Below are 12,931 nucleotides of genomic sequence, written 5' to 3' on the forward strand. Positions count from 1 at the left end.
TCTCTCTTAAACCCGGCGCAGCGGACCAAACCCTCTCCGTCAACGCATTGGCCAGAATGATAGCACAAGGCAGACAACGAACGCGTGGTATCCAAAGGCTACGCACCCCTTTTTCGCGGCCTCCGCACAATATGCCCGGAGCTACCCCGCCGCAGTCCGCAGCCTGAGCGCAGTGCGCCCAAAGGTCCTGCAAATGAATAAAAGCGATTCCCTCTTGCATAAAAAATCGTCATCAAGCGGCGCGGCGGTTTTTCCTGCGGCGGAGACCGACCAAAATGGCAAAAAAGTCGGAATTTGCGCGATAGCCGGCTCCGCGGCAGGCTTCTCGAGAAGCCGAAACGCTCGCGCGGGCACCATGAACGTCGTTCATGGTGCCCGCCGTCGCCGATTTTGTCCCGTATTCCTTTATGCACGCCAAAATTGAGGCCCCCAATCGCGCAAATTCAGACTTTTTTGCCACCTCAAGCGGTGCCGCCACCCGTTCAAAGATCGAACGTCGCCCAGCCCCCCTCCGCACCCGCGCATGGGTACACTTGGTGTGTTTAGACACCACGCGATGGGAGCAATCATGGGAAAAAAGAAAAATCAAGCAAAGAAGGCTGCCGCCTCCGTGCGCAAGCTTGAACGAAAACTTTGGTGCCGTAGCTACTTGATGAAGATCGCCGAGTTCGATGGCGCCACCGTCGCGCCCGAAAACGGCGCCGGCGCGCGCACCGAGGCGATGGGCACGCTCGCGAGCGAATACCACAAGCTGCTCACCAAAGACTCCTCCGTCAAAAAGGTAAGGGACCTGCTCGACACCATAGAATCCGGTAACGTCGAAGACGAGCAACTTTGCGCCGAAGCACGCGTCCTCGCACGAGACCAACGCGAGGCGTTGGCCATTCCCGCCAAAGAAGCCGAGGCCTGGACGCGTCTAACCTGCGAGGCACAGGCCGTCTGGCACAAAGCAAAGGTCGCCAACGACTGGGCAAGCTTCGAGCCCTACATCGACCATATCGTCGATTCCCTCAAGCACCAGGCGGCGCTCATGAACCCCAATGCCGACCCTTATGACGTCTGGCTCGATCAGCACGAGCGAGGCCTTTCCACCGCGTCCTTCGACGCTTTCTGTGCCCAGGTCAAAGATACCGTGGTTCCGCTCGTGCACGAGATTGGCGAGCGCGGCCAGCAGCCGGATGCTCCCTTTGCACATGCGCACGTGCCCGTCGAGGTACAAAAGGCCCTCTCCCTCGACCTGATGAAGCTCGTGGGCCTTGACCTTGCCGACACCACGCTCGCCGTGACCGAGCATCCCTTCTCCGAAGGCTTTGCCACCGGCGACGCGCGCATCGCCACGCACTTCTATGAGAACGATGCCCTCTCCAACGTATTCTCCATCGTCCATGAGGCCGGGCACACCATCTACGAGTTGGGAGTCAACCCTGCCTACGCCTTCACGAGCCTCGAGGGTGGCACCTCGATGGGCATCCACGAGAGCCAGAGTCGTTTCTTTGAGAACACCGTGGCGCGCAGCCGTGCCTTCATGGGCCCGCTGCTGCAGGTCCTACGCAAGCACGTCCCGGAGGTCTACGGCCAGGTAAGCGAAGACGAGCTCTATCGCGCCGTCAACATCGCGCGTCCCTCGCTTATTCGCACCGAGGCCGACGAGCTCACCTACCCCCTGCACGTCATGGTGCGCTATGAGATCGAGCGCCTGCTCTTTGCCGGCGAGGCCACGGCCCGCGATATCCCCGCCTTGTGGAGCCGTTTTATGGACGAGTACCTGGGCGTCGATGTTCCCGATGACGCTCACGGCTGCCTGCAAGACGTCCACTGGTCGGGCGGCTCGTTTGGCTACTTCCCCACCTACGCCCTGGGCAGCGCCTACGACGCGCAGTACGTGCCCGCCATGAAAGCCGACGGCGTGGACATCGACGCCGCCTGTGCTGCAGGCGACCTCTCGCCCGTCTGCACCTGGCTGGGCAACAAGATCTGGCAATGGGGCCGCGCCAAGGACGCACCGGAGCTTATCCAAAACGCATGCGGTGCCCCCTTCGATGCCCACTTCTACTGTGATTATCTGAACGAGAAGTTCCGCTCGCTGTACAACTTGTAGGCTGCTCAGACAAAGACGCCCCTCGCCCTTACCTACCTGTCCATACGCGCCCATCGCACGGCAAGCCCGACATCGGGCAGCCGCCGCGATGGGCGCCCCTTCGCACAACGCTAACCCGAAACGGGGACTCGTCACCTGCCATATCGGGTAGAATCGAGAACAATATCGGCCCGTTCTAAGGAACAGACATGATTTTTGCAGCCATCGGCAGCATCCTTTGGATTCTCATCCTTCTCTTTGTTGTCTTTGCCCTCACCGGCAACGTCTTCTTCGTGGTCAAGCAGCAACATGCCGTGATCATCGAGCGCCTGGGCAAGTTCAACAAGATTGTGGGCGCGGGCTTCCACGCCAAGATTCCCTTCGTAGACCGTAAGGCAGCCACGGTAAGCCTGCGCACCATGAAAAACGGCTTTGACATCGACGTAAAGACCGAGGACAACGTAACCATCGGCCTTGAGGTCTCCGCTCAGTACCACGTGAGTTACGAGCTCGGCTCCACGCCTGAGCAGTCCGGCGTCTATAAGAGCTACTACATGCTGCAGCAACCGGTGGCCCAGATGCGCGACTTCATCACCGACGCTCTACGCTCTTCCATCCCCGTCTACACTCTCGACGAGGTCTTTGCCAAGAAGGACGACATCGCGAAAGACGTCAACGCCACCGTATCCGAGCAGATGGACGCCTACGGCTTCACCCTTGTCTCAACGCTTATCACCAAGATCGCCCTTCCGCATGAGGTCGAAGACTCCATGAACCAGATCAACGCCGCGCAGCGCACCAAGGCTGCAGCTCAGGACCTGGCTGAGGCCGACCGCATCCGCCGCGTGACCGAAGCCAAGGCAGAAGCCGAGGCCATGGAGAAGGCCGGCGAGGGTATCGCCAACCAGCGCAAGGCCATCGCGCTCGGCATCAAGGACTCGCTCGAGACCATCCAGGAAACGGGTGTGGGCAACGACGAGGCAAACCAGCTGTTCATGTTCACGCAGTGGACCGAGATGATGAATGAGTTCGCCAAGAGCGGCAAAAGCGCAACCGTCGTGCTGCCGAGCGACTACAAGCAGGCATCAAGCATGTTCGAGCAAATGCTATGCGCCGGCGAGGCCACGCGCCAGGGAAGCGTTCCGCCGGTGGACCCGCAGCAGTAGCGCCTATCATCGCGCCATCACATACCCCTTTTGCACCCGCGTATGGACCCACGTCCTGCGCGGGTATTTTTATACATACGAGCGCAGGATCCTCGATGCCCCCGACAAGCGTGGGGACTTGCAAAGCATCGCAAGCTCTCGCCCGCACAACGATGGCTAAAAACGCGCCGTGAGTCCTAGACCGTCAAGAACACCATGATGATGATCGCGGCAAAACCCGCGATGTCAGCACCGGAGAAAGCCACGCCCAAAAGAATGGCGCTCGTCACCGCCGCAGAGACAGGCTCCACCGTGGCGATCATGCTCGCACGCATGCCGCCCAAATCCTTGACGCCCTGCATATAAAGCATGTAGGAAAGGAACGAACCGGCAACGATAAAGACCACCAGGGCCTCAATGCCTGCAATGTCAAGCGCGGGCACATTGTTCCACGGCTGGATGAAGGCGCAGGTGATGATACCCGAAAGCATCATGGCAGAACCCGTAACCACCGGGGAGCCATATTCGGGCAACAGACTCGCGGGGATCATGACCGTCGCCGCCGCAAAGACCGCAGTCAGCAAACCGGCGATAAGACCTGCAGGCGAGATGGCAAGCGCCGAGATATCGCCGCCCGTGGCGATGAGGAAGGTGCCCAGCAAAGCCAGTATCAGGCCTGCAAGCTCGCGCTTACGCGGACCGCGCGTTTGACGCACGCAGGTGATCACCATGATGATGATGAGCTCGAGGCACTGCAACACCGTCGCCGTACCGGCATTGGTAAGGCGAATGGCAATCAAGTAGAAGAGCTGGTTGGCAAAAAGGCCGAACAGCGTAAAGAGCAACTGCGTACGAATATGGGCGGGGTTGGTCCACAAGCGCACGAAACGGTCGCGTGCAGTAAAGGCGATAAGCACCATGAAGAGCAAGCCGGCGAAAATCTGACGAACAGAGAGCAGCCAGAGCGTGTCCACGTGATAGACGTCGAACAGCATGCTTGCCGAGGTACCCGAAAAACCCCAAAGGCCTGCACCCGCAAGCGTAGCAAGCACGCCCACAAGGGTCTTGCGCGACTCGCGGCCATTCAGGCGATCGCGCCAAGCGCGACGCTGTTTACGCGATGCCGCATCGGTTCCATTCGATATCGTCTCTTGCTGTGTTTGCCCTGCCGGCACGCCCACGTGCATACCCCTTTGCATCTTCATCGCTTGTTCTTCGTGCAGCAAGAGGCCCAATCGACCTGCCGCACGTGTATAACCTTACCCCACCAAACGTCGCGACCGGGCGTTCGTCACGCGCCAAATTTCAACGTTTTCGCAGCTACTGCACCCAAATGGAGCATGCGCTCCCCAAATGCCGCCGGAATGCCCGTGACGCGTGTCCCCACTTGGGGGTATAAAAGGGCACAGCACATCTTCACCACGACTCATGGAGGCACCATGCCCTCAACCGAATCAATGAGCGCTCGCGAGCGCGCTGCCAAGGTCCTCGTCCCCGGCGCCACAATGAGCGGCTTTACCGTCAAAAGCGCCGAGACCATCGACGAGCTGGATGCCGAGGCCTACGTCATCGATCACGTCGCATCCGGAGCACGCCTGCTTTTCCTTGCCTGCGAGGATGAGAACAAGGCGTTTGCCATCGGCTTCAAAACCCCACCGGCAGACGACACGGGCGTCTTCCACATCCTCGAGCACTCCGTACTGTGCGGATCGGCCAAGTTCCCCGTCAAAGAACCGTTTGTTGACCTCATCAAGAGCTCCATGCAAACGTTTCTTAACGCCATGACCTACCCCGACAAGACCATCTACCCGGTTGCGTCCACCAATGAGCAAGACCTGTACAACCTCATGGACGTCTACATGGACGCAGTGCTAAATCCCGCCATCTATACCAAAAAGGCCATCTTTGAGCAGGAGGGCTGGCACTACGAGCTCGACCGAGCCGAAGACGGCACGCCCCAGCGCCTTCGCTACAACGGCGTGGTGTTCAACGAGATGAAAGGCGCCCTCTCCGACCCCATGGACGTGCTGGACAACGCCGTGAACCGCGCGCTGTTCCCCAGCACCACTTACGCTTGCGAGTCGGGCGGCAATCCGCGCGCCATCCCTTCGCTCACCTATGAGCAGTTCTTGGATACCCACGCGCGCCACTACAACCTGGCAAACAGCTACATCACGCTCTACGGAGACCTCGACCCCGAGCGCGCCCTGGCCTTCCTCAACGAACGCTACCTTTGCGACGAGGCGCGCGCACATGACGCCGCCGCACGTGGCGCGCGGGGCATCGAAACCCCCGGCGCCCCCAACGAGCTTGCTCGCCAAGAGCCCATCGTCTGCGACTACACGAGCATCGATATGGTCACCACCCCGGATAACGCCCTCGTGGGATTGGGGTACGTGCTAGGCGACGCCCTCAACCGCAAACGCGTAATCGCAGCCGACATCCTGTTCGAAGCGTTGCTCGGCACCAACGAAGCGCCCATGAAAAAAGCTATCCTCGCGGCGAACCTGGGCGGTGATGTGACGAGCTACACCTCGGCTGCGTGCCTGCAGCCCTATGAGCTCATCATCTTGCAAAATGCCCAGCCCGAAGTTGCCCGCCGCCTACGCGAGGTGATTGAGCAAAGCGCCCGCGAGCTGGTGGATGCCGGCATCCCCCGCGACCGTCTGGAAGCCGTAATCTGCGGCAACGAGTTCGACCTGCGTCAGCGCGACTACGGCACGGCTGATGGCGTGGTAATTGCCTGCGACGCCCTTTCCACCTGGCTCTACGACGACGCCGCCGCAACCCTTGCACTCAAGTATGGCCCCGTCTATGAGGAGCTTCGTCAGGAGCTTTCGGGCAACTACTTTGAGGACCTCCTGCGCGAGCTCGTTCTTGACACGAACCACAGCGCACTCGTAGAGCTCAAGCCCCAGGAGACGTCCGACGGCGACGACCCCGAGGCTGCCGAGCTTGCAGCCACTCTCGAAAAGGCAAGCGACGAGCAGCTCGCCGCTATCGACGCCGATGTCGAGGCCCTGCGCGCGGCCCAGGAGGCCGAAGACTCGCCCGAGGCCCGCGCCACCCTGCCGCGCCTGCACGTCTCGGATATCGGCCCCGCCCGCCCCGAGCCTGCGCTCACCGTCGACGAAACCACGCCGCTCCCATGTCTCAAGCACGCCATTCCCACACGCGGCCTCTCCTATGCGCTCGCATACTTTGACCTGAGCCATCTGACCTTTGACGAGCTGCCCTATGTGACGATTATGGCAAACCTGATGCGCAGACTCCCAACCGCGCAGCATACGGCCGATGAGCTCGATAGCCACATTGGCGCCAACCTGGGCTTTTTGAGCCTTTCCGCCGAGGTGGTGAGCGAAAGCTCCTGGGACAAGGTGCGCCCTGTACTCACTATTTCCGCCGGCGCCCTCTCCGAGAAAATCGAGGCACTCGCCCAGATTCCGCGCGAGGTCTGGAGCGAGACGCTGTTTGAGGACACCGACCGCATGCGCGATGTAATCACTCAGATGCGAATCGCCCAGGAGCAGCGCTTCTTGATGAACGGACATAGCGCCGCCGTCGCACGCTCTTACTCCTACACCTCGCCTGCCGGCGTGCTTTCCGAACAGCTTTCGGGTGTGGACTTCTACCGCTTCTTGCGCGAGCTTGTCGAGCACTTTGACGAGCGAGCCGAAGACCTGTGCAACAAGCTGCGCGACCTGCAAAAGCGCATCTTTGTGGCCGACGGCGCCATCGTGAGCTTTACGGGCTCCGATAACGATTATCGAACCTATTGGGACGCGGCCGGCACCCTGGGGCTGGGCGAGCGTATCGACGGCAACATCAACCTGCAGATTCCTGCTCCCGTCGTTAAAAACGAAGCCTTCATCATTCCAAGCGACGTATGCTTTGCGGGCAAAGCCGCCGACCCGCGTCGTTTGGACCTTGCCGTTGACGGCACCTGGGGCGTCGCCGCTGGCGCCCTCTCGTTCGACTATCTGTGGAACGAGATCCGTGTGAAGGGCGGTGCCTACGGTTGCGGCTTCCGCTGTGCCGCCGACCGCCAGCTGGCGTTTTATACCTATCGCGATCCCGCCATCGACCCCTCGCTCGAGCGCATCGATCACGCTGGCGCGTGGTTGCGCTCGTTTGATCCCGCGCCCGAAGTGTTCGAGGGCTTCATCGTCTCATGCGTCTCGGGCCACGACGCGCCCGCGAAGCCCTATGGCCTGGCGCGCCGCCAAGACGGCGAGTTCTTTGCCAAGCGCCCGGTCGACTGGCGCGAGACCCGCCGAAACGCCATGCTCTCGACCACGCCCGAGAAGGTCCGCGCCCTGGCAGACGACATCGAGCGCGTCGCCGCCAACGCCCCCGTCTGCGTCTTTGGCGGACGCGAGATTATTGAGGCAAGCACGGCAGGCCTTACCCCCATCGACCTTTTGGGATAACACGCGGCGGCGTGACGGAGACAAGAGCCGTCGCGCCGCCTTTTTCGCAAGGCAGCTAAAGTTAACAACTTGTTTCATGCATCATTAACCCACCAATTGGGTACAGAATTAGGGTTATCGCAAAACACCTTTATTTGCACTCCCACCCAAATGAAAGGATACGAGACGATGAGCAACCTCTCGAATTCCCTCAACGTTACCCGCCGCAGTTTCTTGGCCGCCACTGGCGCCGCCGCTGCGGCCATCGCAGGCCTGGGCCTTGCCGGCTGCAGCGACAACGATGCCCCTGCCGGCAGCACCGGCACCGACTCCGCCACCGAGGAGCAGGCCGTGGCCATGGACACCAAGGCCTACGATAAGCTGATCGCCTCCGGCGCCGTGGCGGATGCCTCTGCTATCGCCGGCAGCACCTGGGCTTCTGCCGTATCGGAAGCCGGCACCCTGCGCGTGGGCGGCGTACAGACCTCCTTGCTGTTTAGCCAGCTCAACGAGAAGGACAACGTCCTGCGCGGCTTTGACGCCGGCCTCTCCCAGCTGCTCGCCCGCTATATCGTTGGCGACGAGACCAAGATCGACAACACCCAGGTGACCTCGGACACCCGCGAGTCCGTGCTTCAAAACGACCAGGTCGACGTTGTCTTTGCCACGTACTCCATCACCGACGACCGCAAGAAGGTCATCTCTTTCGCAGGCCCCTACTACACCACCCAGCAGTCCATCCTCACCATGGCCGATAAAAAGGACATCAAGAGCGTGGACGACCTTGCCGGCAAGACCGTAGCCGTGCAGTCCGGCTCCACCGGTCCTAAGATCGTCGCCGACGTTGCCCCTGACGCCACGCTCCAGGAGTTCAAGACTGACGAAGAGGCCCGCAAGGCCCTCGAGCAGGGCCGCGTCGATGCCTACGTGATCGACACCACGATGCAGATGGGCACCATGGTGCGCAACCCCAATAAGTACCGCCTTGCCGGCGACCCGTTTGGCCCCGAAGACAAGTACGGCATCGGCCTGCCTAAGGATTCCGACGGCGTCCAGTTTGTCAACGACTTCCTGAAAAAGATCGAGGACGACGGCACTTGGGCCAACCTCTGGAAGATCTGCATTGGCGACCGCGCCGACATCGCAGACGCCCCCAACCCGCCCGCGCTCGAAGCGTAAGAGTCCGCACGTAATCTGCAGGACGCATGACACCGCCGGGCGCACTCGACGCACGCGATTTTGTTAGACTGCAGAATACGGGTATGCATCGGGGCCTTCCATGTACGCGTGGAAGGCCCCGTTATCGTTGAGGAGATATCGATGGGGCTCACCGAGCTTCTTTCCCTATATGGCCAAAACTACCTTCAGGCGCTTCTGACCACCTGGCTCATGACGATCGAATCGTTTGCGCTGGTGATGATTATCGCCGTGGGCATCACCGTCATGCGCGTCTCGCCCATGCGCCCTTTGCGCGTGGCGGGAGACCTCTATGTGCAGGTCTTTCGTAACATCCCCGGTGTCGCGCTCCTGATTATCGTGGTATATGCGCTGCCCAGCTTACGCGTAGTGCTCGACTATCGCGTATGCGTAGTGGTCACCACCGTGCTTTTGGGTTCTGCCTTTGGTTCCGAGAACTTCATGAGCGGTATCAACACTGTGAGCGCCGGCCAGATCGAAGCCGCACGCGCCCTTGGACTCTCGTTTAGCAAGATCTTGCGGCGCATTGTGATTCCGCAGGCGCTGCGCTCATGTGTGCTGCCCATGACCAACCTGCTGATCGCCGTCATGCTCACCACCGCCCTTGGCAGCCAGGTGCCGCTCAATCCCACCGAGCTCACCGGCGTGGTTTCCTATGTCAACACGCGCGTTACCGGCGGCATCCTCGCCTTCCTCATCTCGGCTATCGGGTATGCGGGAACGGCCCTGGTTATCGGCGCCGTTGGCAACCGCATCGATAAGAAGGTGAGGATTTACCGATGAGCACGTCCGCACCCGCATCGCGCTCCGTGCGCGACGCTCTCTACGAAGCGCCCGGCCCGCGCACGCGCCGTCGCGTGCGCATCGCCACCGCCATCTCGCTTATCCTGGTCGTCGCGGCTCTTGCAGCCATCGGATACCGCTTTTACATCACCGGTCAGTTCGCACCGCGCTACTGGACCTTCTTTGCCAAGGCAACGACCTGGAAATTCCTGCTCCAAGGCTTTGCGGGCACGGTGCGCGTGGCACTCACCGCAGGAGCCATCGCCCTTGCGCTGGGCCTTTTGCTCATGCTCGGGCGCATCTCACACGTAAAGGCGCTCTCTACCGTCTGCCGCATAGTTACCGATTTCTTCCGCAGCCTGCCGAGCCTTCTGCTCATCTATTTCTTCTTCTTGATCGTGCCCCAGTACGGCATCAAGATGTCTTCCTTCTGGATGCTCACCTTGCCGGTAGCGCTTGCCGCCTCGGGCGTACTTGCCGAGGTCTTCCGCGCCGGCGTCAACGCCGTACCAAAGGGTCAAGTGGAGGCAGCGCTCTCCCTTGGCATGTCGCCGCTGCGCACCACGTTCAAAATCGTACTGCCTCAGGCAATTCGCTTCGTCATTCCGTCACTCATCTCTCAGCTCGTTGTGGTAGTCAAAGACACCACAGTGGCATACGTGGTGAGCTACCCCGACCTGATGCAAAATGCGCGCGTGCTCATCACCAATTACGACGCGCTCGTCTCGGTCTACTTCACCATCGCCATCATCTATATCCTTATCAACTACGCCATCAACCAGGCAAGTATCTACGTCTCGCACCGCCTGGGCGTAAAGATCATCCGCTAGCCAAAACAAAGGTGGAACGCGATATGACAGACGCAACTACCCAGCAGCCCCTCATCGAGCTCAAACATGTGGATAAGCACTTTGGCTCGCTGCATGTACTGCGCGATATCAACCTCTCAATCGTCCCCGGCGAAGTTGTCGTGGTTATTGGCCCATCCGGGTCGGGCAAATCGACCCTCTGCCGTGCCATCAATCGTCTGGAGACCATCGACTCGGGTGAGATTCTTATCGACGGCAAGCCTTTGCCTCAGGAAGGTCGCGAGCTCGCTGCCATGCGCGCCGAGCTGGGCATGGTCTTCCAGCAGTTCAACTTGTTCTCGCACATGACCGTGCTGGAAAACGTGATGCTCGCCCCCACCGACGTGCTGGGTCTCTCGCGCGAAGAGGCGCGCGGCCGCGCCATGAGCCTGCTCGAGCGCGTGGGCGTGGCCGAACAGGCCGAGAAAGTACCCGCCCAAATCTCTGGCGGTCAACAGCAGCGCGTAGCCATCGCCCGCGCCCTTGCCATGCACCCACGTGCCATGCTCTTTGACGAGCCCACCAGCGCTCTTGACCCCGAGATGATCAACGAAGTGCTCGAAGTGATGATCGGCCTGGCACGCCAAGGCATGACCATGGTGGTAGTGACGCACGAGATGAACTTTGCGCGCCGCGTTGCCGATCGCGTGGTCTTTATGGCCGACGGTGCCATCGTGGAAGAAGGCGCGCCCGACGCGTTCTTCGATCATCCGCAAACGCAGCGCGCCCGTGACTTCCTCGACAGCATCAAAAATCATTAACCGTCATTAACCCTCCAGGCGCAGCGCGACGTCAGGTGTTGCTGTTGCGCTTTTGCTGCACCCCAACGACACCGCGACAAATAAACCTGACGCATTGCCGCATCATGAAAGCCGCCTTATGCAAAATACCCTCGAATGCAAACGTCCCCTCATTTTGGTCGCCCCGCGCTGGGAAGAAGGCCACGTCGTAGGATGTGAGACCCTCTCGCCCAACGAAAGCATCGCCGCCGTGTTCATGGATGCGATTCTGGCCGCAGGCGGACTGCCCATGCTGATGTCGCTTACCGACGACGATGCGGTTATCAAGCGCTACGTAGAGATGGCAGACGGTTTTGCAATCCCCGGTGGACCCGATGTGAACCCCAAGCGCTGGGGCGTAGCCGACCCATACGACCCCACGCTTTGCTGCGAAATTCGCGACTGCTTTGAGTTTCGCCTGGTGCGCGAGGTGCTCGCCCAGAAAAAACCGCTGTTCACCACCTGCCGCGGCATGCAGCTGCTCAATGTCGCAACCGGAGGAACCCTTTGCATGGATGTGCCCAACGTGAAGCCCTGCCAGGGTATGGCGCAGTGGCGCCACGCGCACTCGCTTACCGCCCCCTGTCACCCGGTGGAGGTCGAACCCGATTCGCTTCTGGGCCGCGCGCTTGAGGGCCGCACCCTTCTCCAGACCAACTCAGCGCACCATTGCTGCGTTGAGAACGTAGGACCGCGCACCCGTCTTGTCGCACGCGCAACCGACGGCATGCCCGAAGCTATCGAGATCGAGGGACAGCCGTTTTGCCTTGGCGTGCAGTGGCATCCCGAGTATACGTGGCGTACCATCGAGAGCGATTTCAAGCTCTGGCAGGCATTTGTTGCCGCCGCTGCCGGCAAATCCATATAGCGCAACGTTTTGGGAGGGGCAATCGATGTCCACGTTTTTGAATGATAGCCCGCTTTTTGGCCCCGTACGCAGCCGGCGCTTGGGACTCTCGCTCGGGGTCAACATGATGCCCGCCTCGGGAAAAATCTGCACCTTCGATTGCATCTACTGCGAAAACGGATTCAATGCCGAACGTCCCTGCCATGAGGAGTACAACGACGCCGCAACCGTCCTCGCCGCGCTTGAGGCGCGCCTTCGCGAGATGGCCGCCGCAGGCGAGCTACCCGATGTGATCACCTTTGCCGGCAACGGCGAGCCCACGGCAGCACCGGAGTTTCCCCAGGCAGTTGCTGGTGCCGTGCGCCTGCGCGACGAACTTGCGCCAACAGCCAAGATTGCCGTGCTCTCCAACGGAACGCGCGCCGATCGCCCCGCGGTGCACGATGCCCTCATGCTTGTAGACGACAACATCCTCAAGCTTGACACTGTCGACGCTACCTATATCCAGCTTATCGACCAGCCTGTCGCCGCATACGACGCTGAGCATCAGATCGAGACCTTCGCCAGCTTTAAAGGGCACGCAATTATCCAAACCATGTTCCTCACAGGCACCTGGCAAGGTCACGATATGGACAACACCGGCGACGCCTACGTGGGGCCGTGGCTCAACGCCTTGAGCCGCATTCGCCCGCAGGCGGTCACCATCTACACCATCGCGCGCGAAACCCCTGCAAAAGGTCTCCTCAAGGCTCCCGCCGAAACCCTCGATGCTATCGCCATGCGCGTTCGCAAGCTCGGCATCGGCTGCCAGGTAAGCTATTAACCCTGTACCGACTGCCCGCAGCC

At 60.6% G+C, this 12,931-nt stretch carries 10 protein-coding genes; 9 read left to right on the forward strand and 1 reads right to left on the reverse strand.

Annotated elements, in window-relative coordinates; all coding sequences use genetic code 11:
- The first annotated feature begins 568 nt into the window (after positions 1 to 568).
- Positions 569 to 2,098, forward strand: a complete 1,530-nt coding sequence (locus BQ9843_RS07950; protein ID WP_075844593.1) for a carboxypeptidase M32 — start codon at positions 569 to 571, stop codon at positions 2,096 to 2,098.
- Between the two features lie 188 nt (positions 2,099 to 2,286).
- Positions 2,287 to 3,243, forward strand: coding sequence for an SPFH domain-containing protein (locus BQ9843_RS07955; protein WP_075844594.1), 957 nt, complete (start codon positions 2,287 to 2,289; stop codon positions 3,241 to 3,243).
- A gap of 176 nt (positions 3,244 to 3,419) precedes the next feature.
- Here the strand turns inward: BQ9843_RS07955 and BQ9843_RS07960 are convergent, their stop codons facing one another.
- Positions 3,420 to 4,427 carry a DMT family transporter gene (locus BQ9843_RS07960; RefSeq protein ID WP_230205642.1) on the reverse strand — a complete coding sequence of 336 codons (1,008 nt, stop codon included), beginning with the start codon at positions 4,425 to 4,427 and terminating at the stop codon, positions 3,420 to 3,422.
- Between the two features lie 234 nt (positions 4,428 to 4,661).
- Here BQ9843_RS07960 and BQ9843_RS07965 point away from each other — a divergent pair, with 234 nt between their 5' ends.
- The 7 genes from BQ9843_RS07965 (at position 4,662) to BQ9843_RS07995 (ending at position 12,908) form a co-directional block, all read left to right on the forward strand.
- Positions 4,662 to 7,652, forward strand: coding sequence for an insulinase family protein (locus tag BQ9843_RS07965; protein WP_083648021.1), 2,991 nt, complete (start codon positions 4,662 to 4,664; stop codon positions 7,650 to 7,652).
- 150 nt (positions 7,653 to 7,802) lie between these two features.
- On the forward strand, positions 7,803 to 8,810 hold the full coding sequence (locus tag BQ9843_RS07970) for a glutamate ABC transporter substrate-binding protein (RefSeq protein ID WP_230205643.1): 1,008 nt from the start codon (positions 7,803 to 7,805) through the stop codon (positions 8,808 to 8,810).
- A gap of 141 nt (positions 8,811 to 8,951) precedes the next feature.
- On the forward strand, positions 8,952 to 9,611 hold the full coding sequence (locus tag BQ9843_RS07975; RefSeq protein ID WP_040221294.1) for an amino acid ABC transporter permease: 660 nt from the start codon (positions 8,952 to 8,954) through the stop codon (positions 9,609 to 9,611).
- Complete coding sequence (locus BQ9843_RS07980) at positions 9,608 to 10,441, forward strand: amino acid ABC transporter permease (protein ID WP_075844596.1); 834 nt, start codon at positions 9,608 to 9,610, stop codon at positions 10,439 to 10,441. Before BQ9843_RS07975 ends, BQ9843_RS07980 begins: the two co-directional genes overlap by 4 nt.
- Before the next feature lie 23 nt (positions 10,442 to 10,464).
- Positions 10,465 to 11,220, forward strand: coding sequence for an amino acid ABC transporter ATP-binding protein (locus BQ9843_RS07985; protein ID WP_022386846.1), 756 nt, complete (start codon positions 10,465 to 10,467; stop codon positions 11,218 to 11,220).
- A gap of 118 nt (positions 11,221 to 11,338) precedes the next feature.
- Entirely contained in the window at positions 11,339 to 12,106 is a 768-nt protein-coding gene (locus BQ9843_RS07990; protein WP_075844597.1) for a gamma-glutamyl-gamma-aminobutyrate hydrolase family protein, read from the forward strand.
- Positions 12,107 to 12,131: 25 nt separating this feature from the next.
- Positions 12,132 to 12,908, forward strand: coding sequence for a radical SAM protein (locus BQ9843_RS07995; protein WP_075844598.1), 777 nt, complete (start codon positions 12,132 to 12,134; stop codon positions 12,906 to 12,908).
- Positions 12,909 to 12,931: the final 23 nt, after the last annotated feature.

This window comes from Collinsella bouchesdurhonensis (genome assembly GCF_900155365.1).
Lineage (GTDB): Bacteria > Actinomycetota > Coriobacteriia > Coriobacteriales > Coriobacteriaceae > Collinsella > Collinsella bouchesdurhonensis.